The following is a 20519-nucleotide window of genomic DNA, read 5'->3' on the forward strand; positions in this document are numbered from 1 at the left end:
CGGCGGGAGGTGGGGGCGGGGGGAGTCCGAGGTCATGGCCCCCAGCCCACCGTTCGCGGACGAACGGCGACCCACGACGAGGTGCCGCAGGGGAGAGCCGACGGTGAATCGCTGGCGGCGAATTCCTGAACCCGTCCCGCTTTGGGAGAATGGGCCCACCATGTCTGCCGCCGCCCCGCAGCCGGGTCACACCGACCCCGCGATCATCCGCAACTTCTGCATCATCGCGCACATCGACCACGGCAAGTCGACGCTCGCCGACCGGATGCTGCAGCTCACCGGCGTGGTCGGCGAGCGCGAGGCGAAGGCGCAGTACCTCGACCGGATGGACATCGAGCGCGAGCGCGGCATCACCATCAAGAGCCAGGCCGTCCGGATGCCGTGGACGGTCACGGCCGGCAACGAGGCGGGCGCCGAGCCGGGAACCTACATCCTCAACATGATCGACACGCCCGGCCACGTCGACTTCACCTACGAGGTGTCCCGGTCGCTGCAGGCGTGCGAGGCCGCGATCCTGCTGGTCGACGCCGCCCAGGGCATCGAGGCGCAGACCCTCGCGAACCTCTACCTCGCGATGGGCGCCGACCTCCACATCATCCCGGTGCTCAACAAGATCGACCTGCCGAGCGCCAACGTCGAGAAGTACGCCGCCGAGCTGGCCAACCTGGTCGGCTGCGAGCCCGAGGACGTGCTGCTCACCTCCGCCAAGACCGGCGTCGGCGTCGAGCGGCTGCTCAACGAGATCGTCAAGCAGGTCCCGGCGCCCGTCGGCGACGCGGACGCCCCGGCCCGCGCCCTGATCTTCGACTCGGTCTACGACACCTACCGCGGCGTGGTCACCTACGTCCGGGTCGTCGACGGCGAGCTGTCCCACCGCGACAAGATCAAGATGATGTCGACCGGGGCGCTGCACGAGATGCTCGAGGTGGGTGTGATCAGCCCCGAGCCCATGAAGGCCGGCAAGCTCGGCGTCGGCGAGACCGGCTACCTGATCACCGGCGTGAAGGACGTGCGCCAGTCCCGGGTCGGCGACACGGTCACCGTCAGCTCCCGCCCCGCGGCCGAGCCGCTCGGCGGCTACGAGCACCCGAACCCGATGGTCTTCGCCGGTCTCTACCCGATCGACGGCGACGACTACCCGACGCTGCGCGACGCGCTCGAGAAGCTCCAGCTCAACGACGCCGCCCTCACCTTCGAGCCGGAGACCTCCGGCGCCCTCGGCTTCGGCTTCCGCTGCGGCTTCCTCGGCCTGCTCCACATGGAGATCACCCGCGAGCGGCTCGAGCGCGAGTTCAACCTCGACCTCATCTCGACCGCGCCCAACGTGGTCTACGAGGTCGTCATGGAGGACGGCACCAAGCTCACGGTCACCAACCCGAGCGAGTACCCCGACGGCAAGATCGCCGAGGTCCGCGAGCCGATCGTCGACGCCACCGTGCTCGCCCCGGCCGACTACATCGGCACGATCATGGAGCTGTGCCAGCAAAAGCGCGGCAACCTGCAGGGCATGGACTACCTCTCCGAGGACCGGGTCGAGATGCGCTACACGCTGCCGATGGGCGAGATCGCCTTCGACTTCTTCGACCAGCTCAAGTCCAAGACCAAGGGCTACGCCTCGCTCAACTACGAGTTCTCCGGCGACCAGGCCGCCGACCTGGTGAAGGTCGACATCCTGCTCCAGGGCGAGCCGGTCGACGCCTTCTCCGCGATCGTCCACAAGGACGCCGCCTACTCCTACGGCGTGATGATGGCCGGCAAGCTCAAGGAGCTGATCCCCAGGCAGCAGTTCGAGGTGCCGATCCAGGCCGCCATCGGCGCCCGGGTGATCGCGCGCGAGAACATCCGCGCCATCCGCAAGGACGTGCTGGCCAAGTGCTACGGCGGTGACATCACGCGCAAGCGCAAGCTGCTGGAGAAGCAGAAGGAAGGCAAGAAGCGGATGAAGATGGTCGGCCGCGTCGAGGTGCCCCAGGAGGCCTTCGTCGCCGCGCTGTCGACCACCGGCCCCGCGGGCGACAAGCCCAAGAAGTAGCCGCCCGGAGCTTCATCAGGGCTCCCACACCGCCGCGTCGTGCGCGAACACGACGCGGCGCGGGTCGAGGGCCAGGATCCGCCGCATCCACGGGCTCGGCTCGTCGGCTGCGGCGTGCGCCGCCCACTCCGCGGCGGTGTCGTGCGCCTGCCCGGCCAGCACGACCGTCCCGTCCGTGCAGGCGACGACGAGCGACTGGTGGCCCTCGACGTGCCCCGGGGTCGGGACGACGAGCACGCCCGTGGCGATCTCGGTCTCCCCGTCGAGCAGCTCGTAGCGGGCGCCCGGGAAGTCGACGAGCTCCGGCACGGTGTAGTCCGGTCGCCGTGCCGCCTCCAGCTCGCCGCGCTGGGCGAGGACGGGGCGTCCGGCGAGGAGCGGGTTGCCGCCGATGTGGTCGAAGTGCAGGTGGCAGTTGACCACGAGGGCGACCTCGTCGAGGCCGACACCCACGCGCGCCAGGGCGTCGGGGAGCGGGACCCGCGAGGGGCGGTAGTGCGCCTCGGTCTCGGCGCCGGCCTCGCCCATCCCGGTGTCGAGCAGGACCAGCCCGGCGGGAGAGCGCACGACGTACCCCAGCACGTGCTCGACGCGCGGCTGCCCGGTGCCGGTCTCCTCGGCCGGGCGCACGAAGCTGCCGAGCTGCACGCGTCGTACGTCGTCGATCCGCACGCCACCACGCTAGATGAGCAGGATTGCCGGTCGCGGCGCGGGGACAGGATGCCGCCGTGCGTCCGACGACCCGCGGCTCCCGCCTGCTCGCCCTGCCTGCGCTGTGCCTGCTCCTCCCGCTGTCCGGGTGCGGCGGCGACCCTGCCGGCGAGGACGGCGGCGATGGGGAGGCCGACACGACGCCGTCCCGGATGGCCGACCTGCGCTGGGACATCGACGACTCCGTCGCCACGTCCGACGCCTGCGGCACGTGGGTGGTCCGCGCGGACATCGGTGAGCCGCTCCAGGTGGTCGACGTGGCCAACGACCGGGTCCTGCTGCCCCGGGTCACCCCGCCGCCGGGCTCGGGCCTGGAGCCCGACGAGGGCTGGCTGACCGACGGCGGCTGCGTGCCGACCCCCGACGGTCCGGTCGTCGTGGTCGAGACCCAGGACCTGTACACCGACCTCGACGAGGCGCCGCCCAAGCTGGTCGCCGGCCTGACGCCCGAGGGCGAGCAGCTGTGGGTCCGCGAGGAGCCCGGGCAGGTGCTCGGCCGCTACGACGGCACCGGCTCCTTCGTGCTCGACGAGGTCGGCGCCCGCCCCGGCCGGTGGGTGGTCGTCGACGCGCGGACGGGGGAGACCGTGGCCGAGGGCGCGGGCGACGCCGACGACCCGGCCGCCCGTCGGGTGCAGCTGACGCTGTCGCGGGACCTGGTCGCGACCACCGACGCCACCGTCGTGCGCCTGCCCGACTGGTCGACGTACCTCGAGGGAGTGGTGGCCGGCGTCGACGCGGACCGCGCGCTGCTGGCCGGGGCCGGTGGCCTGAGCCTGGTGCGGCTCGCGGACGCCGTGGCGCTGTGGGCGCGCACCGACGTCGGCTACGCCGCGGTCACGGGCGGCTCCACGGACCTGTCCACCGGCACCGTGCTCGCCACCGACCGCGACCGCCGGCTGGTCGGGCTCGACCTCGTGTCCGGCGCGACGAGGTGGACGTCGGACCTCGCGTTCGGGGACGTCAACCTGTCCGACCCGCAGATCGGGGCGGGCGTCATCGTGGTCCGCGACGGTCGGGACCTCGACCGGCAGGTCGTGCTCGACGCGGCGACCGGAGAGCGGCTGCCCGACCCGGACGGCACCCTGGTCGTGGGCCAGGACGTGCTGCTCCTGGTCGACGACGAGGGGCGGCCCACCCCGATCACCGTGGACGACCTACGGTGAGGCCGTGCCGCTGACCGTCCCGCCCGAGCTCGACGCCCAGCGTCACCTCGGACCGGAGTGGGCGGCGTGGCTGGACCGGCTGCCCGCGACCACGCAGTCGGTGCTCGACGACTGGGAGCTCACGCCCGAGGGCGAGAGCTGGCACGGCTTCTGCTCGCTCGTGCTGCCCGTCACCACCGCCGACGGCACCCCGGCGGCGCTCAAGGTCGGGCTGCCCGACGACGAGTCGCAGCACGAGCACCTCGCCCTCCGGCGTTGGCGGGGCAGGGGCGCTGTCGAGCTGCTGCGCGCGGATCCGGGCCGCCGGGCGCTGCTGCTCGAGCGCCTCGAGCGCGAGGACCTCACCGCGGCCTGGGACGTCGAGGCGTGCGAGATCGTCGCGAGCAGGTACGCCGACCTGCACGTGGCCCCGATGCCGCAGCTGCGCGCCCAGGCGTCGTACGTCGAGCGCTGGGGCACCGCCCTGGCCCGCGACGCCGCAACCGTGCCGGTCCCGCGCCGGCTCGTCGAGCAGGCCCTCACCCTGGCCCGGGACCTGGTCGCCGAGCCAGCCACCGCGGTCATCCACGGCGACCTCCACTACGGCAACGTGCTGCGCGGTCGCCGCGACGGCGAGGACGCGTGGCTGGTCATCGACCCCAAGCCGGCCAACGGCGACCCGCACTACGAGCTGGAGCCGATGCTGCGCGACCGGTTCGAGGAGTACGCCGCCCCGTGGGCGGTGGGCTCGGTCCGCGACGGGATCCGCCGCCGCTTCCACGCCCTCGTCGACGCCGCCGGACTCGACGAGGCCCGCGCCCGCGACTGGGTCGTGGTCCGCTCGGTCCTCAACGCCCACTGGGCGCACGAGGACGCCGTGCGCGCGCAGCGACCGCTGGACGCCGAGGAGCGCGCCCACGTGACCGCGTGCATCACGGTGGCGAAGGCGGTGCAGGACTGATCGAGCGCACCGAGGCGACCAGGTCGTCGTAGGTCGACCGGTGGGTCCGCCACCACTGCGGCGTCCCGCCCCACTCGACCCGGGCGGCCCGGCTCTGCAGGACGACGATGCGCCAGGTGCCGGGCGGCTCGTAGCTCTCGGTCTCCTCGGTCCGCACGACCGTCCAGGTCAGCCGGTCGGCGCGCCGGCCGTCGATCCGACCGGCGTTGCGCACCAGCCGGACGCGGGTGGCCTCCGGGTCGCGGCGCACCCGGGCCGCCAGTCGCTCGAGCGGAGGGGGAGTCGGGTCGACGGCGCCGTGCTCCAGCACGGTCGGCGCGCCCTCGACGTAGATCCGGCAGTGGTCGCCCTCCCGCTCCACCCAGCCGACGTCCTTCGGCGGGGTGAAGGTGAGCTGCGGTCCCTCTGCCGGTCCCCACGACGGGCACAGCGACGTGGTTGCTTCCCGCACCTCCAGGGAGCGTCGTACGACGTCGAGGGCGTCGAGGCGTCGTGGCTTCTCGTCGGGCACGCTCAGGCTCAGGCGCACCCCGGCGGACTGGATCGCGACCTCCCGGAACGGCAGCCCGTCGTTGTAGACGCGCCAGCGGAGCTCCTCGGCCGGCTGCCCACCCAGGCCGGGGACGCCGCTGCGGTAGTGGATGTCGCTCACGTCGTCGTCCCCGCCGGTGTCCTCGAAGGGATCCAGCGACTTCCTGCGGAACGCGGCGAGGGTCGTGGGCGGCTCGATCTCGACACCCACCCCGCCGACGTAGCCGTGGCTGAAGGAGCAGGCCCGGCCGCCCTGCTGGCCGCCCGTCGTCGCGAGCGGTACGACGAGTCGCACCGTCAGCCCGGTGCCCTCGCCCCGCAGGTCGGGGCAGAGCACCTCCCGGAAGCCGGCCGGCACGTCGGTCGACTCGGCGGGGAACGGGTGCAACGGCACCGGGGCGGGCTCCGCACCGGGCGATCGGTGGGTGCCCGTGCAGGCGGCGAGCCCCAGCAGCAGCGAGGAAATGATGAGGATCCGCGCCATGTCCCGACGGTAGCCTCACGCCATGGCGTTCGTACGGAGCATCAGTGTCGGCCAGCCGCAGGACAAGGACTGGGCGGCGCTCGGTCGCAGCTCGATCGACAAGCGCCCCGTGGGCGGGCCGGTCGCGGTCCACGAGCTCGGCATCGACGGCGACTCGGTGTGCGACACCCAGCACCACGGCGGCCCCGACCAGGCGGTCTACGCCTACGCCCGCGAGGACCTGGACTTCTGGGAGACCGAGCTCGGGACGCCCATCCGCGACGGTCAGTTCGGCGAGAACCTCACCACCGAGGGCATCGACCTCAACGCCCTGCCGATCGGGACCCGGCTGCAGGTCGGGGAGGCCGGGGTCGGCGTCGTGCTCGAGGCGGTCTACGTGCGCACGCCGTGCAACGACTTCAAGGGCTGGATGGGGGAGAGCGGCTACGAGCCGCGTGCGTGGGTGAAGAGGTTCACGCGCGAGGCGCGCCCGGGGCCCTACCTGCGGGTCCTGGAGACCGGCACCATCGCGCCCGGCGACCCGATCGAGGTGGTCCACCTCCCGAGCCACGGGAAGACGATCCGCGACATGTTCGTCGCGCTCAACACCGACCGGAGCCGCCTGCCCGAGCTGCTCGTGGTCGAGGGCCTGCTGCCCAAGGTGCGCGCAAAAGCGGAGGATTTCGTCCAGAGGACGGCTGGTTCGCTACCCCCTGCGGAGCCGGTGGCTTAGGTTACTGCCCAGTCACTGTCTCGGACGAGCACCAACAGGGAGCGACATGCCCGTCATCCACGACACCAATTTCCTCGAGCACATGCCGTCGAACTGCGCCGTTCAGTTCCTCGACCGGGTCGAGAAGAGTGCCGACCGGGAGGCCTTCCGCTTCCCGCGTGGTGAGGCGTGGGAGTCGGTGACCTGGCGCCAGGCCGGTGACCGCGTGCGCCGCCTCGCGGCGGGCCTGCTCGCCCTGGGCCTCGAGCCCGAGCAGCGCGTCGGCATCGCGTCGTCGACCCGCTACGAGTGGATCCTCGCCGACCTGGCCGTGATGTGCGCGGGCGGTGCCACCACGACGGTGTACCCGTCGACGGGCGGCGACGACACGGCGTACATCCTCAGCGACTCCGCGTGCCGGATCGTGTTCGCCGAGGACGAGTCGCAGCTGGCCAAGCTGCGCGAGCACCGCGCCGAGCTGCCCGAGCTGATGAAGGTCGTCAGCTTCGACGACGCGCTCGCCGACGGTGCTGACGGCGACTGGGTGATCTCGCTCGACCAGCTCGCCGAGCTCGGCGACGCACACCTCGCCGCGACCCCCGACGCGGTCGACGCCGTCGCGAAGGCGATCGGCCCCGACCAGCTCGCGACCCTGATCTACACCTCCGGCACCACCGGCAAGCCCAAGGGCGTGCGCACCCTGCACCGCGCGTGGGTGTTCGAGGGCGAGGCGATCAAGGCGCAGGACATCCTCCACGAGGACGACCTGCAGTTCCTGTGGCTGCCGATGGCGCACTCCTTCGGCAAGGTGCTGCTCTCCACGCAGCTCGCCTGCGGCTTCGCCACCGCGATCGACGGCCGGGTCGACAAGATCGTCGACAACCTGGGCATCGTGAAGCCGACGTTCATGGGCGCGGCGCCCCGCATCTTCGAGAAGGCGCACGCGCGCATCGTCACCATGCAGGCGGCCGAGGGCGGCGCCAAGGAGAAGATCTTCCTCAAGGCGTTCGAGGTCGGCCGCAAGGTCGACGCGCTGCGCCTGGCCGGGAAGTCCGTCCCGCTGCCGCTCAAGGTCCAGCACGCGCTGTTCGACAAGCTGGTCTTCAGCAAGGTCCGCGAGCGCTTCGGCGGCCGGGTGAAGTTCTTCATCTCCGGCTCGGCGGCGCTCAACGCCGACATCGCCGCCTGGTTCCACGCGGCCGGCGTCCTCATCCTCGAGGGCTACGGCATGACCGAGAACGCCGCCGGTGCCACGGTCAACCACCCCGATGCCTACAAGCTCGGCACCGTCGGCCAGCCGTTCCCCGGCACCGAGGTGCGCATCGGCGAGGGCGGCGAGGTCCAGCTCAAGGGCCCGCACGTCATGGCCGGCTACCACAACCGCCCCGAGGCGACGAGCGACGCGCTCACCGAGGACGGCTGGCTGCGCACCGGGGACAAGGGCGAGCTCGACGCCGACGGCTTCCTCAAGATCACCGGCCGGATCAAGGAGCTCTTCAAGACCTCCGGCGGCAAGTACATCGCCCCGCCGGCGATCGAGGCCAAGTTCAAGGCGATCTGCCCGTACGTCAGCCAGTTCATGGTGTTCGGCGCGGAGCGCAACTTCGTCTCCGCGCTGATCACCCTCGACCCCGACGCCATCGCCGGCTGGGCCGCCGAGAACGGCAAGGAGGGCAAGGACTACACCGCCCTCGTCAACGACGACGCCGTGCAGGCGATGGTCGCGGAGTACGTCGACGAGCTCAACGCCCAGCTCAACCGCTGGGAGACGATCAAGAAGTGGAAGCTGCTCGACCACGACCTGACCATCGAGTCCGGTGAGCTCACCCCCTCGCTGAAGGTCAAGCGCAACGTCGTCGAGAACAACAACGCCGAGCTGATCGACTCCTTCTACTCCTGAGGTCGTGGAGCCGGCCGGAAGTCAGTTTCACCGGCCGGCCGGTGAAACTAGCGCTGGGACGAGGAAGCATCCTCGTCCCAGCGCTAGTTTTGTCGTCCAACCCTGTCAGTTTCACCGGCCGGCCGGTGAAACTGACACCTCGTCGACGATGGACAACCGCCGCACAGCAGCTGCACAGGATCGGCCCCGAGACTCGGGTCCATGAGCCACCACAGCCACGGAACCGACGAGCACGACCTCGGACTGTCCCACGACCTGCCGAGGATCATGGCCCGGCGCAGGATGTTCGGTCTCCTGGGCGGCGTCGGCGCCGCTGCTGCGCTGACCGCGTGCGGAGCCGACGGCACGGCCGCGCCCAGCGCGAACGGCACGACCGGTACGACGGGTCGGCCGCCCGACGGTGCGCCTGCCGGCGGGACGGGCGGGGACAGCAGTGTCGCGGTCGCCGACGGTGAGATCCCCGAGGAGACGGCCGGTCCCTACCCCGGCGACGGCAGCAACGGTCCCGACGTGCTCAGCGAGTCCGGCGTCGTCCGCAGCGACATCACCTCCAGCTTCGGCACCGCCTCCGGGGTCGCCGAGGGAATCGCGACCACCGTGACGCTCAAGGTCTACGACCTGAACGGCGACGAGGTCGCCCCGCTGGCCGGCGCGGCGATCTACCTGTGGCACTGCGACCGCGAGGGCCGCTACTCGATGTACGACGACGAGATCGCCGACGAGAACTACCTGCGCGGCGTCCAGGAGGCCGACGCGGACGGCACCATCACGTTCACCACGATCTTCCCGGCCTGCTACCCGGGCCGCTGGCCGCACATGCACTTCGAGGTCTACGCGAGCCTCGACGCCGCGACCGACGTCGCCAACAAGCTGCGGACCTCGCAGCTCGCCCTGCCCGCGGACGTGTGCAACGAGGTGTATGCGACCGAGGGCTACGAGCAGAGCGTGGAGAACCTCACGAAGCTCAGCCTCGACACCGACGGCATCTTCCGCGACGGGTACTCGCTCCAGCTCGCGAAGGTCACCGGCTCGGTCGACGAGGGCTATGCGGTCACCCTGAACGTCCCGGTCTGACCGGTCGGCTGGGAGGATGGCGCTCGTGCCGTCCGCCCTGCCTGAAGGTGATCCCGTCCCGACCGACGGGTCGCTCCCGACGTCCGCCCTGGCCGAGCTCGGCACCAAGCCGTTCGCGTTCTACGTGCACGTCCCGTTCTGCCGGGTCCGGTGCGGCTACTGCGACTTCAACACCTACACCGCCGAGGAGCTCGGTCCGGGCGTCTCGCGGGCGTCGTACGCCGACCAGGCGGTCGCCGAGGTCCGCCTGGCCCGCCGCGTGCTGGGGGAGCGCGACCTGCCGGTCGACACGGTCTTCCTCGGCGGCGGCACCCCGACGCTGCTGCCGCCCGAGGACCTCGGGCGGGTCCTGCGGGCCATCGACGACGAGTTCGGCCTCGCGCCGCACGCCGAGGTGACCACCGAGGCCAACCCCGACTCGGTCGACCGGTCCTACCTCGAGCGGTTGCGGGAGGCCGGCTACACACGGGTCTCCTTCGGCGTGCAGTCGGCGGTGCCGCACGTGCTGGCGGTCCTCGACCGCACCCACGACCCGCTCCGCGTGCCCGGAGTGGTCGAGGCAGCACGTGCCGCGGGCTTCGAGCAGGCGAGCCTGGACCTGATCTACGGGACGCCCGGGGAGAGCAACGACGACTGGGAGCAGACCTTGGAGGCGGCGCTCGCGTGCGCGCCGGACCACGTCTCGGCGTACTCCCTCATCGTCGAGGACGGCACCGCGCTGGCCCGCCGGGTACGGCGCGGCGAGCTGGCGATGCCGGACGACGACGACCTGGCCGACAAGTACGTGCAGGCCGACGAGCGGCTCGTCGGCGCCGGTCTGGGCTGGTACGAGGTCTCGAACTGGGCGCGTGACGACGCCGCGCGCTGCCGCCACAACCTCGGCTACTGGGCGGGCGCGGACTGGTGGGGGATCGGGCCGGGCGCCCACTCGCACGTCGGCGGGGTGCGCTGGTGGAACGTCAAGCACCCGGCGGCGTACGCCGGCCGGCTGGCCGAGGGCGTCACGCCGGCCCACGCCCGGGAGGTCCTCGACGCGGGGACGCGGCGCGTGGAGCGGGTGCTGCTGGAGGTCCGGCTGCGTTCCGGCCTCCCCGTCGACATCCTCGACGACGATGCGCGCGGCGCGCTCCCGGGGCTGGTCGCCGACGGCCTGGTCGAGGACCGGGACGACCGTGTGGTGCTCACGCTGCGCGGGCGGCTGCTCGCGGACGGGGTCGTGCACCGGCTGCTGACGTGAACTCCTATTAAATGTAGTGTTACACTCGACTTTATGAAGAAGTCGGGTGACGTCGTCGGCTCCGTGAACGGCCCGGTCATCGGGTACGTCCCGGGAGCCTTCGACCTGTTCCACGTCGGGCACCTCAACGCGCTGCGCCAGGCGCGGCAGTGGTGCGACGTGCTGGTCGCCGGGGTCGTCGCCGACGAGGTGTGCGTCGCCACCAAGGGCGTGCTCCCGACCGTGCCGCTCGCCGAGCGGCTGGAGATCGTCGAGGCGATCGGCATCGTCGACGCGGTCTACGCCGAGAACACCCCGGACAAGACGGACTCCTGGCGCGACGTGGGCTTCCACCGGATCTTCAAGGGCGACGACTGGCAGGGCACCGCGAAGGGCCGGCGACTCGAGGAGCAGATGGCCGCGCTCGGCGTCGAGGTCACCTACTTCCCCTACACGCTGCAGACCTCCTCCACCGCGCTGCGCAAGGCCCTCGCCCACCGCGGGGCCTCCACGGCATGAACCACCCCACGACGTTCCCCTCCTCCGCTGCGCTCCCCCGGACAACGCCGCGGGGACCCCGGGTGCCTGTCGCCGTCGGTGTCGTCGTCTCCGACGACGGCCTGCTGGTCCCGCCCGGGGAAGCACCGCTGGTCGTCGAGATCGACGGGCACTACGTCTGGTCGCTGACCCCGCTGCGCGACGGCAGGCCCGCCGCCGGGGGAGTGCTGGTGCCGTGGCCCGGCGTGCTGCGCCCGCACCTCAGCGGTCGCGGACGGGTCCGGGTGACGGACGCCGCCGGCGACGACGTGCTGTACGACGACGAGGTCGGCCTCGGCGCCGGCGAGGGCACCCTCGCCGTGGTCGACGCCGCCGGCCACCGGCTCAGCGTCGACAAGGTGGGCCACCTGGCCCGCTCCTTCGCCGCGACCGACGAGGGCGTGCGCGACGAGATCCTCGCCGGGACCCGCCGGGCGATCGACGACCTGCGCGAGCACGCCGGCGTGGCGGCGTACCTCAACTACGGCGCGCTCCTCGGCGCGGTCCGCGAGGGCCGGATGCTCGCGCACGACTCCGACACGGACCTGTGCTACCTCTCCGAGCACACCTCGCCGGCCGACATCGTCCTCGAGTCGTACCGGATCACCCGCGCCATGCGCGCCCGCGGCTGGCGGGTGCTGCGGATGTCGGGCGGCGACGTGAAGCTCCTGCTGCCGCTCTCCGACGGCCGGGTCTGCCACATCGACGTGTTCTCGGCGTTCCACATCGACGGCACGTTCTACCAGTTCGGCAACCGCAGCGGACGCCTGCCGAGGGCGGCGATCGAGCCGTTCTCGACGATCACCCTGCACGGGCACGAGTTCCCGGCGCCGCGCGACCCCGAGGCCATGCTCGCCTTCCTGTACGGCCCGGGCTGGCGCAGCCCCGACCCGTCCTTCAAGTACGCCGACCCGCCGGCCGGCGTACGTCGCCTCGACGGGTGGCTGCGCGGCTTCCGCACCGAGATGGGGCGCTGGACCGAGTTCCACAACGGTCCGCGCCGTGCAGCGGTCCCGAGGACGCCGTCGTCCTTCGCGCAGTGGGTGGAGCCGCAGCTCGGCTCGTTGCCCGTCGCGGACCTCGGCACCGGCACCGGGCGGGACGCGATCTGGTTCGCCTCGAGCGGGCGCCGCGTCGCCGCCCTGGACTTCTCGCGCGGTTCGCTCGGCGTCGTGCGGCGCCGGGCCCGGCGCCGCGATGTCGAGGTCGGCGTGGACCAGCTGATCCTCGGCGAGCTCCGCTCGACCCTGCTGCACGGCACCCGCCTGGCCCGCGACCCGCACCACCTGCACGCCCGCCACCTCGTCGGCTGCCTCGACCCGGCTGCCCTCGACCAGCTGTGGCTGCTCGCCCGGATGGCGCTACGCCCCGGTGGCCGGTTGTTCCTCGAGTTCGCCGCCGGCGAGCCGTCCGCGACCGACGGCCTGGTCCGTCGCACGCCGATCGAGGTGGTCCGCCGCGGCATCGAGGCATCGGGAGGCCTCGTCGAGAGCCTCACCACCGGCCCCGGCGAGGACATGTTCGACCTGCCCGACCCGGCCGTGTGCCGGATCCGCGCCGCCTGGCCGGCGACTGCCGCCGCGCACGACCCGAAGGAGACCCCATGACCGACCTCGCCCACCGCGCCCGCGAGGCCCGCCGCCGACTCCGCGAGCGCGCCGGCCTGCGCGAGCGGGTCCGCGTCCTCGAGGCCGAGGTGCAGGAGAACCGTCAGCTCAACCGCCGCATCGCCGAGCTCACCGACATCGTCACCGAGCTGCTCATCCCCCTCGAGGCCCGTGACCAGGACCGCGTCGACGACGTACTCGCCCGCTTCCGCAGCGGGCTCTGAGATCTGCGGTTTGGGACCAAACCGCATCATTTTTGCCCGAATTGTTGCGGTTTGGGACCAAACCGCAGGTGGTCAGACCAGTGTGACGAAGTCGATGAGCTCCTCCACCCGGCCCAGCAACGCCGGATCCAGGTCCTGGAACCCCCGCACGCCACCGAGGATGTGCTTCCACGCGCGGGCGATGTCAGCCTGGTCGCGGTGCGGCCAGCCGAGCTGCTGACAGGTGCCCTTCTTCCAGTCGATGCCCTTGGGCACCTTCGGCCACTCCGCGAACCCCAGCCGCGCCGGCTTGACCGCCTGCCAGATGTCGATGAACGGGTGGCCGACGATCAGCACGTCCTTGCCGACCGGCGACTTCATGATGTTCTGCGCGATCCGGCTCTCCTTGGAGCCGGCGACCAGGTGGTCGACCAGGACGCCGACGCGCCGGTTGGGGCCGGGCTTGAAGTCGCGCAGGTGGTCGGCGAGGTCGTCGACGCCGCCGAGGTACTCCACGACCACGCCCTCGATGCGCAGGTCGTCGCCCCAGACCTTCTCGACGAGCTCGGCGTCGTGGCGGCCCTCGACGAAGATCCGGCTGGCCCGGGCGACCCGCGCCTTGGCGTCGTGCACCGCGATCGACCCGCTCGCCGTGCGCGTCGGTCTCACCGGGCCAGCCTTGGTGATCGGCGCGGTGAGGATGACCGGCTTGCCCTCGAGGAGGAAGCCGGTGCCGAGCGGGAAGGTACGTCGCTTGCCGCGTCGGTCCTCGAGGGTGACCGTGTCGAGGTCGCGGTCGACGGCCACGATCTCGCCGCACCAGTCGGTGGTGACCTCCTCGACCACGAGACCGGGATCGGCCGGCGTCTCCACGGCCCGGCCCCGCTTGGGGACCCTCCAGTCGCCTGACAGCACATCGGTCCCGTAGCGATCCACGACGGAGCAGCCTACGGATCGAAGGGCGTGACCGGTGGCCCTGACACACCGCGTACCTGACGAATGGGCTGTCGATCCGGCGAATTCGCAGCCGATTCGTCAGGTGCGACGCGCAGGCTCAGGCCAGGGGCAGCTGACGCCGCGCGGGCGGCAGCTGGGCGTACCCCCGCCCGATCGCGTGGTGCAGCGCCTCGACCGGGAACGGCCACTCGGCCGACGCGAGCGCCTCGGCCTCGGGGACGCCGCGGGCGGCGAGCTCGCGGATCGTCTCGGCGACCGCACGCAGGTCGTCGCACTGGTCCTCGACGAAGCGCCGGTCGACGATGCCGCCGTGGCCGGGGACGACGACGGTCGAGGGCGTCGTCAGCCCGAGGACGAGGTCGAGGGTCTGCGGCCAATCCATCGGCCAGGAGTCGCTGCCGATCGACGGGGGAGCGGACTCCTCGACGAGGTCGCCGGCCAGCAGCACGTCGGCATCGGGGACCCGGACCACGAGGTCGCCGGCGGTGTGCCCGCGGCCCGGGTGCACGAGCTCGAGCTGGCGGTCACCGAGGTCGATGACGGCGGCGCTGGAGAAGGTGTGGTCCGCCGGTGGCGCGGCCGGGTCGGTGCGGGCGGCGGCCTCGTCGGTCGCGTGGACCGGCGGGTCGTCGTAGCGCGCCTTGAAGGTGGCGTTGCCGAGCACGTGGTCGAAGTGGTCGTGGGTGTTGACGACCGCCACGACCGGCCCGGCACGCAGGTCGCCGATCGCGGCGATCGCGGCGCGCGCCTCGGCGGCGGTGGCCAGCGTGTCGACGACGACGAGACCGCGCTCGCCCCCGACGGCGACCAGGTTGACGTCGTACGACGGAACGCGGCGGACCCAGACCCGGTCCGCGACCTCGGTGAACGGCACGCCCTCACCGTAGTCGGCTCACCACCCGGGCGAGCCAGTCCGTGCGGGTACGACGGGCCGTCGTCGACATCGGCGCCTGCGGGAACAGCGTGTCGAACCCGTGGCAGCCGCCGGCCCAGACGTGGAGCTCGGCCTGCCCGCCGGCCGCCCAGATGGCGGAGGCGAACGCGACGTCCTCGTCGCGGAACACCTCGGCGCTCCCGGTGTCGACGTAGGTCGTCGGCAGGCCGGTGAGGTCGCCGGCCAGGGCCGGTGAGACGTACGGCGAGACGGGTCCCGAGGTGCCGTGGAGGACGGCGTCCCAGCCGAACTCGTTGGCCGCACGGGACCAGACCGCGGGGCCGGCGTACTGGTGGCTCGACACGGTGGCGTTGCGGTGGTCGAGCATGGGGCAGACCAGCACCTGGGCGGCGACCGCCGGGCCCCGGCGGTCCCGAGCGAGCAGCGTGGTGCCCGCGGCGAGCCCGCCGCCGGCGCTGGTGCCCGCGACGACGATCCTTCCGGGGTCGACGCCGAGCTCGTCGGCGTGGTCGGCCACCCAGGACAGTCCCGCGTAGCAGTCCTCGACCAGCGTCGTCCCGGTCACCTCGGGAGCGAGGCGGTAGTCGACCGTGACGACCACGGCGCCGAGCTCCTCCAGCCAGTCGAGCGGGATGTCGATCTGCGAGAACCGGTCGCCCAGCACCATGCCGCCGCCGTGGATCCAGTAGACGCACGTCGCCGGCGCCTCAGCGACGGCGGAGGTCGGCGTGAGCACGCTCAGCGTCAGTGGCGTGCCGTCGGCGGCCGGCACCACGACGTCGCGCCGCTCCAGCGCCCGGTCGGCGAGGGCGACCTCGGGTGGGACGGTGGCGTACGGGCGGAGCACGTCGAGCGTCGTGGGACCGAGCGGAGGAAGCTCGGGGAACGCGGCCAGCGCGGCCGCCAGGTCCGGGTCGAGCTCGGGTCCGGGGCGCACCGGCGCGCTCATCGCGCGACCGCCTCGAGGTCGGCCTTGCCGCCGAGCGGCACCAGGTCGGCGTACTGTGCGTCGGCCACGAGCGCCGCCGAGCGGTCGATGTAGGCCTGCGAGGCCGGATCGGCGAACACAGCGTGGTGCACCTCCTCGCTGACCCAGCCCTCGACCAGGTGCACCACGTCCGGATCGGCGGCCGACCGGCTGACCAGGAACACGCGGCAGCCGTCGTGCGCCGACGGACCGCTCACCGGTCCGGAGAGCAGCAGCTCGACGAGCTCGTCCCCCTTGCCCTCGTGGGCGGTCATCGTGGCCTGGAATCCGTAGCCGATGGTCATGACTGTTCCTCTCGTCCGGTGGCGTCGGGTGGCACCGTCGCGGCGCCGCACCGAGCGAACCACCCGGGCGCACCGCCGCAGGAGACCAGAACCCGCAGGTGATTGCCTGTTCCTGCTCGGTTGGGCAGGAACAGGCGACAACCGGGTCGCCTGCCTCCTACCGTCGGGGCATGCCCCAGCACACCGCCGCCCTCGACGAGCTCCGCGACCTCGTCGCACGACACGCCCGCCCGGACCAGGGCACGGCGATCGACGGCCTCCTGCTCGCCCGCGCGGACGCTGCCGAGGCGCCGTCGACCAGCCCGTCCGGAACCGTGCTCGCGCTGATCGTGCAGGGCAGCAAGCGGGTCTCGGTGGGGGAGAAGGTGCTCGAGTACGGGCCGGGGCAGTACCTCGTCGCGTCCGTGGACGTGCCGATCACGGGCCACTACGTCGACGTCGACGCGTCGCGGCCCGCGCTCGGCGTCGGGCTGGTGCTCACGCCCGCGAGCATCGCCGAGCTCCTGCTCGCGGCGCCGCCCGGCGCCGTCCCCGTGCGCGGCAGCGACGCACCGCTGGCCCTCGGTGTCGCGGATGCCACGCCCGAGCTGCTCGACGCGACCGCACGGATGGTGCGTCTCCTCGACCGGGCACACGACCGCGCGATCCTGGCGCCGATGATCCAGCGGGAGATCCTGTGGCGGGTGCTCACCGGTCCGCTCGGCCCGAGCCTCGCCCAGATCGGCATCGCGGACAGCTGCACCACCCAGATCAGCCGCGCCGTGCGGTGGATCACCGACAACTTCGCCGAGCCGTTCCGCGTCGACGAGCTCGCCGCGAGCTGCGGCCTGAGCCCGTCTGCGTTCCACCGCAAGTTCCAGGGCGTGACCGCGTCGAGCCCGATCCAGTTCCAAAAGCAGGTCCGGCTGCACCAGGCCCGGCTCCTGCTGGTGTCCGGGGACGACGACGTCGCGACGATCGCCCACCGGGTCGGCTACGACAGCGCCACCCAGTTCAGCCGTGAGTACCGACGGCGGTTCGGCGAGTCGCCGGGCCGCGACGGGGCGCGACTGCGCAACCACGCCGGACGGACGGCCTGAGGCGATGAGTGCGCTGAGCCCGGCTCCGGTCCTCAACCACCCCCGTCGCCGCCTCGTCGGGCGCGACCCGTCCGAGGCCCACCGGGCCGCCACCCCGCTCGAGCTGCTCTTCGACCTCGTCTTCGTCGTCGCGTTCGGCGAGGCCGCCGACGGGCTGGCCCACCACCTCGCCGAGGGCCACGTCCGCGTCGGCGTGCTCGGCTTCGGCATCGCGATGCTCGCCGTGTCGTGGGCCTGGGGCAGCTACAGCTGGTTCTCCTCCGCGTACGACGAGGACGACTGGCTGAGCCGGATCGCCACCGCGGTCCAGATGCTCGGAGTCGCCATCGTGGCCCTCGGCCTGCCCGACGTCTTCGCCTCGCTCGACCACCACGAGCCGCTCGCGTACCAGCTCCTGGTCGTCGGGTACGTCGTGATGCGCGTGCCGATGGCACTGCAGTGGCTGCGCGCCTCGCAGCACGACCCGGGCCGTCGTACGACGCTGCGGAGCTACGCCGCGACCATCGCTCTGGCTCAGGCGGGCTGGACCGCGCTCGTGGTGCTCGCGCCGCCGGGACGGGTTGCGGTCCCCGTCGCGGTCCTGCTCGCCGGACTGGAGGTCTCCGGGCCGCTGGTCGCCGAGCGCCGCAAGGGCGGCACGCCGTGGCACGCGGGGCACATCGCGGAGCGCTACGGCCTGCTGACGATCATCAGCCTCGGCGAGGGCGTGTTCGGGACCGTCGCTGCACTGTCGGCACTGGTCCACGGACCTTCGGGCTGGACCGTGGACGCCGCCCTGGTCGGGGTGGCGGGCCTGGGCCTGACCTTCGCGGTCTGGTGGATGTACTTCACCGTTCCGTCCGGATCGGTGCTGGAGCGGCACCGAGCGCGGGTCCTCCACTGGTCCTACGGCCACCACCTGCTGCTGGCATCGATCGTGGCCATCGGCGCAGGACTGCACGTGGCAGCGCTCGCGCTGGAGGGCCACACTCGCCTCGGCGCCACGGGCGTGGTGCTCACGGTCGCGGTCCCCCTGGGTGTGGTGATGGTGGTGCTCCACGTCCAGTGGACGGCGCTGGCCCGGCCCGGGCACGCCCTCGGGCGCACGTTCGACGTGGGGCTGACCTGCGGTGGCGCGCTGGTGCTCGCCGCCGCTGTGGGGCTGGCGGCGCTCGGCGCACCGATCGCGGTGTGCCTGGTCGTCGTGGCCGTGGCGCCCGCGGTGGCGATCGCCGGGTTCGAGACGGTCGGGCACCGTCAGCTCGCGCTCGCCCTCGAGCGCTGACCGGCCGGGACTCAGCAGAGCCCGGCGTGCAGCTCGGCGCGCAGCAGCTCGCCCAGGTCCTGCGTGGAGCCGGCAGCGCGGGCGAAGCGGAGCACGCTGCGGTGCGCGCCGGTGGGGTCGACCCAGTGCACCTCGACGCCTTCGGGACGCAATCGCGTGAGCTGCACGCCGACGACCTCGCCGAGGCGCGTGCGCGTCATCGAGGCGACCGCGCGACGCAGCTCGTCCTGGTGGCAGCGGTTGGCGTGCTCGGTCGAGCGCTGGAGGAAGCCGCGGTTGAGGTCGTGCTCGGGGGAGGCGTACGCCGCGAGCGGGACCCGGAGGCGGGTCCGGTCGGGTGCGTCGTCCGGGGCGCTGGCCCGGGAGAGCAGAACGAAGTCGAGCTCGACGCCGATCCGCATCCGGACCTCGTCGCAGCACTCGCACTCCTCGAGCCCGAGCGCCTCGAGGCGTCCGGACAGGGTGAGCGTGGCGTCCCGGTCGGCGGAGCCGGGCTCACCGAGGCCGCTGGCGACGGTGAGCAGGGCGCCGCGCCCGTCCGTCGCCGCGACGGCCAGGGCGGAGTCGGCGGGACAGCTGAGCACCGGGCGGCCGCCGTGGTCCTGCATCTCGAGCGCGTCGTCGTCGAGACCGGCGGTGACGTCGTCGAGGCCGTCGACGACCAGCTGCACCTCGAGCGAGCAGGCGAGGATGCTGCGCGCCGCGGCAGCGAGGCGTCGTACGTCGAGACCGGGGTCGAGCGTCATGTCCGCTCCTTGCAGCTGGGGACCATGAGATTAGGTGAGCCTAACCTACTGGAATCCTGGTGGACGAGGAAGGGCGTGTCCCGCGGGTCCGGGGATTCGACCGGGTCAGGGCTAGGATTGGCACTCCCAGCGGTGGAGTGCCAGGTCCACCGGCGCTCGGCAACGTTCAGGAGGTGGGCATGCAGGAGGAGCGCAGGCTCGCCGTGCTGCGAGCGATCGTCGAGGACTACGTCTCGACCGAGGAGCCGGTCGGTTCCAAGGCGCTCGTCGAGCGTCACCACCTCAACGTCTCTCCGGCCACGATCCGCAACGACATGGCGGCGCTCGAGGAGGAGGGCTACCTGCACCAGCCGCACACCAGCGCCGGCCGGGTGCCGACCGACAAGGGCTACCGGCTCTTCGTCGACCGGCTCTCCACGGTCAAGCCGACCACCCAGGCCGAGCGCCGCGCGATCGCGGGCTTCCTGGAGGGTGCGGTCGACCTCGACGACGTCGTGCACCGCTCGGTCCGGCTGCTCGCCCAGCTGACCCGGCAGGTCGCCGTCGTGCAGTACCCCACGCTCTCGCGCTCCACCGTGCGCCACATCGAGGTCGTGGCACTCACGCCGGTGCGGCTGCTGCTGGTGCTGATCCTCAGCTCGGGCCGCGTCGAGCAGCGCCTGGTCGAGCTCGACGCCGACATCAGCGACGACGAGCTCGCAGCGCTGCGCTCGCGGATCAACCTCGCCGCCACCGGCGAGGTGATCGCCGACGCCGCCAGCGCGCTCCACGCGCTGGTCCCCGGCGCTGGTGACGAGGGCGGTGCGTCGCCCGCGTCGCCCGCCACGACCGCGGTCGTCGAGACCCTGGTCGAGGCGATGAGCGACCACCGCTCCGACGAGCGGGTCGTCGTCGGCGGCACGGCCAACCTGGCCCGCTTCGGCGACAGCTTCGAGACCTCGGTCCGCCCGCTGCTCGAGGCGCTCGAGGAGCAGGTCGTGCTGCTCAAGCTGCTGGGCGAGGCGACCTCCGGCGGCGCGGTGACGGTCCGGATCGGCGCCGAGGGGCCGTACGAGAACCTCGCCTCCACCAGTGTGGTCGCCACCGGCTACGGCCCCGACGACGCGCTCGCCGCGCTCGGGATCGTCGGCCCCACCCGCATGGACTACCCCGGAACGATGGCGGCGGTGCGTGCCGTGGCGCGCTACGTCTCCCGCATCCTCGACGAGAGCTGA

20 protein-coding genes are annotated in these 20519 nt (G+C 72.5%); 13 read left to right on the forward strand and 7 right to left on the reverse strand.

Annotated features, from left to right (window positions below):
• Positions 1-160 precede the first annotated feature (160 nt).
• Positions 161-2032, forward strand: coding sequence for a translation elongation factor 4 (gene lepA / locus BJ958_RS02430; protein ID WP_179725225.1), 1872 nt, complete (start codon positions 161-163; stop codon positions 2030-2032).
• Between the two features lie 15 nt (positions 2033-2047).
• Here the strand turns inward: lepA and BJ958_RS02435 are convergent, their stop codons facing one another.
• On the reverse strand, positions 2048-2704 hold the full coding sequence (locus BJ958_RS02435) for an MBL fold metallo-hydrolase (RefSeq protein WP_343052535.1): 657 nt from the start codon (positions 2702-2704) through the stop codon (positions 2048-2050).
• Between the two features lie 56 nt (positions 2705-2760).
• On the opposite strand from BJ958_RS02435, the gene BJ958_RS02440 reads away from it, so the two are divergent.
• Positions 2761-3909 carry a PQQ-binding-like beta-propeller repeat protein gene (locus tag BJ958_RS02440; protein ID WP_179725227.1) on the forward strand — a complete coding sequence of 383 codons (1149 nt, stop codon included), beginning with the start codon at positions 2761-2763 and terminating at the stop codon, positions 3907-3909.
• 4 nt (positions 3910-3913) lie between these two features.
• Positions 3914-4849: an aminoglycoside phosphotransferase family protein gene (locus tag BJ958_RS02445; RefSeq protein ID WP_343052536.1), complete on the forward strand. Its 936-nt coding sequence runs from the start codon at positions 3914-3916 to the stop codon at positions 4847-4849.
• Here the strand turns inward: BJ958_RS02445 and BJ958_RS02450 are convergent.
• The gene (locus BJ958_RS02450; RefSeq protein ID WP_179725229.1) at positions 4821-5864 is read right to left on the reverse strand and encodes a hypothetical protein; all 1044 of its coding nucleotides are present in this window, start codon (positions 5862-5864) and stop codon (positions 4821-4823) included. The genes BJ958_RS02445 and BJ958_RS02450 overlap by 29 nt on opposite strands.
• Before the next feature lie 22 nt (positions 5865-5886).
• Here BJ958_RS02450 and BJ958_RS02455 point away from each other — a divergent pair, with 22 nt between their 5' ends.
• The 7 genes from BJ958_RS02455 (at position 5887) to BJ958_RS02485 (ending at position 13113) form a co-directional block, all read left to right on the forward strand.
• Positions 5887-6576: an MOSC domain-containing protein gene (locus BJ958_RS02455; protein ID WP_179725231.1), complete on the forward strand. Its 690-nt coding sequence runs from the start codon at positions 5887-5889 to the stop codon at positions 6574-6576.
• 46 nt (positions 6577-6622) lie between these two features.
• Positions 6623-8455 (forward strand): AMP-dependent synthetase/ligase, encoded by a 1833-nt coding sequence (locus BJ958_RS02460; RefSeq protein ID WP_179725233.1) that lies wholly within the window; start codon positions 6623-6625, stop codon positions 8453-8455.
• 201 nt (positions 8456-8656) lie between these two features.
• A complete protein-coding gene (locus BJ958_RS02465; RefSeq protein WP_179725235.1) occupies positions 8657-9529 on the forward strand; it encodes a dioxygenase family protein in 873 nt (290 codons plus the stop codon).
• A gap of 25 nt (positions 9530-9554) precedes the next feature.
• Positions 9555-10766, forward strand: a complete 1212-nt coding sequence (gene hemW / locus BJ958_RS02470) for a radical SAM family heme chaperone HemW (RefSeq protein WP_179729942.1) — start codon at positions 9555-9557, stop codon at positions 10764-10766.
• 33 nt (positions 10767-10799) lie between these two features.
• Positions 10800-11264 (forward strand): FAD synthase family protein, encoded by a 465-nt coding sequence (locus BJ958_RS02475; RefSeq protein ID WP_179725237.1) that lies wholly within the window; start codon positions 10800-10802, stop codon positions 11262-11264.
• Between the two features lie 62 nt (positions 11265-11326).
• Positions 11327-12889 (forward strand): class I SAM-dependent methyltransferase, encoded by a 1563-nt coding sequence (locus BJ958_RS02480; RefSeq protein WP_179725239.1) that lies wholly within the window; start codon positions 11327-11329, stop codon positions 12887-12889.
• Positions 12886-13113, forward strand: a complete 228-nt coding sequence (locus tag BJ958_RS02485; protein WP_179724389.1) for a DUF6752 domain-containing protein — start codon at positions 12886-12888, stop codon at positions 13111-13113. The genes BJ958_RS02480 and BJ958_RS02485 overlap by 4 nt, the downstream gene beginning before the upstream one ends.
• Before the next feature lie 72 nt (positions 13114-13185).
• Here BJ958_RS02485 and BJ958_RS02490 read toward each other — a convergent pair whose 3' ends face one another.
• The 4 genes from BJ958_RS02490 to BJ958_RS02505 form a co-directional block, all read right to left on the reverse strand.
• Positions 13186-14028, reverse strand: coding sequence for a DUF3097 family protein (locus BJ958_RS02490; protein ID WP_179725240.1), 843 nt, complete (start codon positions 14026-14028; stop codon positions 13186-13188).
• Between the two features lie 118 nt (positions 14029-14146).
• Positions 14147-14923 (reverse strand): MBL fold metallo-hydrolase, encoded by a 777-nt coding sequence (locus BJ958_RS02495; RefSeq protein WP_179725242.1) that lies wholly within the window; start codon positions 14921-14923, stop codon positions 14147-14149.
• A 4-nt stretch (positions 14924-14927) separates the two neighbouring features.
• Entirely contained in the window at positions 14928-15893 is a 966-nt protein-coding gene (locus BJ958_RS02500; protein WP_179725244.1) for an alpha/beta hydrolase, read from the reverse strand.
• Positions 15890-16216, reverse strand: coding sequence for a putative quinol monooxygenase (locus BJ958_RS02505; RefSeq protein WP_179725246.1), 327 nt, complete (start codon positions 16214-16216; stop codon positions 15890-15892). The genes BJ958_RS02500 and BJ958_RS02505 overlap by 4 nt, the downstream gene beginning before the upstream one ends.
• A 170-nt stretch (positions 16217-16386) precedes the next feature.
• Here BJ958_RS02505 and BJ958_RS02510 point away from each other — a divergent pair, with 170 nt between their 5' ends.
• Entirely contained in the window at positions 16387-17295 is a 909-nt protein-coding gene (locus BJ958_RS02510) for an AraC family transcriptional regulator (protein ID WP_179725248.1), read from the forward strand.
• A 4-nt stretch (positions 17296-17299) separates the two neighbouring features.
• Positions 17300-18559 (forward strand): low temperature requirement protein A, encoded by a 1260-nt coding sequence (locus BJ958_RS02515; protein ID WP_179725250.1) that lies wholly within the window; start codon positions 17300-17302, stop codon positions 18557-18559.
• Between the two features lie 11 nt (positions 18560-18570).
• On the opposite strand, the gene BJ958_RS02520 is transcribed toward BJ958_RS02515, so the two are convergent.
• Positions 18571-19305, reverse strand: a complete 735-nt coding sequence (locus BJ958_RS02520; protein WP_179725252.1) for a hypothetical protein — start codon at positions 19303-19305, stop codon at positions 18571-18573.
• Positions 19306-19484: 179 nt separating this feature from the next.
• Between BJ958_RS02520 and hrcA the strand changes: the two genes are divergently transcribed.
• Positions 19485-20519, forward strand: coding sequence for a heat-inducible transcriptional repressor HrcA (hrcA, locus tag BJ958_RS02525; RefSeq protein ID WP_179725254.1), 1035 nt, complete (start codon positions 19485-19487; stop codon positions 20517-20519).

It is taken from the genome of Nocardioides kongjuensis (genome assembly GCF_013409625.1).
Classification (GTDB): domain Bacteria; phylum Actinomycetota; class Actinomycetes; order Propionibacteriales; family Nocardioidaceae; genus Nocardioides; species Nocardioides kongjuensis.

Bases quoted from the DNA above. Each gene is read 5' to 3' on its own strand.
- BJ958_RS02475 (WP_179725237.1), top strand. From the start codon at position 10,800: ATGAAGAAGTCGGGTGACGTCGTCGGCTCCGTGAACGGCCCGGTCATC.
- lepA (WP_179725225.1), top strand. From the start codon at position 161: ATGTCTGCCGCCGCCCCGCAGCCGGGTCACACCGACCCCGCGATCATC.
- BJ958_RS02455 (WP_179725231.1), top strand. From the start codon at position 5,887: ATGGCGTTCGTACGGAGCATCAGTGTCGGCCAGCCGCAGGACAAGGAC.
- BJ958_RS02515 (WP_179725250.1), top strand. From the start codon at position 17,300: ATGAGTGCGCTGAGCCCGGCTCCGGTCCTCAACCACCCCCGTCGCCGC.
- BJ958_RS02465 (WP_179725235.1), top strand. From the start codon at position 8,657: ATGAGCCACCACAGCCACGGAACCGACGAGCACGACCTCGGACTGTCC.
- BJ958_RS02505 (WP_179725246.1), bottom strand. From the start codon at position 16,216: ATGACCATCGGCTACGGATTCCAGGCCACGATGACCGCCCACGAGGGC.
- BJ958_RS02460 (WP_179725233.1), top strand. From the start codon at position 6,623: ATGCCCGTCATCCACGACACCAATTTCCTCGAGCACATGCCGTCGAAC.
- BJ958_RS02500 (WP_179725244.1), bottom strand. From the start codon at position 15,893: ATGAGCGCGCCGGTGCGCCCCGGACCCGAGCTCGACCCGGACCTGGCG.
- BJ958_RS02485 (WP_179724389.1), top strand. From the start codon at position 12,886: ATGACCGACCTCGCCCACCGCGCCCGCGAGGCCCGCCGCCGACTCCGC.
- BJ958_RS02520 (WP_179725252.1), bottom strand. From the start codon at position 19,305: ATGACGCTCGACCCCGGTCTCGACGTACGACGCCTCGCTGCCGCGGCG.
- BJ958_RS02450 (WP_179725229.1), bottom strand. From the start codon at position 5,864: ATGGCGCGGATCCTCATCATTTCCTCGCTGCTGCTGGGGCTCGCCGCC.
- BJ958_RS02510 (WP_179725248.1), top strand. From the start codon at position 16,387: ATGCCCCAGCACACCGCCGCCCTCGACGAGCTCCGCGACCTCGTCGCA.
- hrcA (WP_179725254.1), top strand. From the start codon at position 19,485: ATGCAGGAGGAGCGCAGGCTCGCCGTGCTGCGAGCGATCGTCGAGGAC.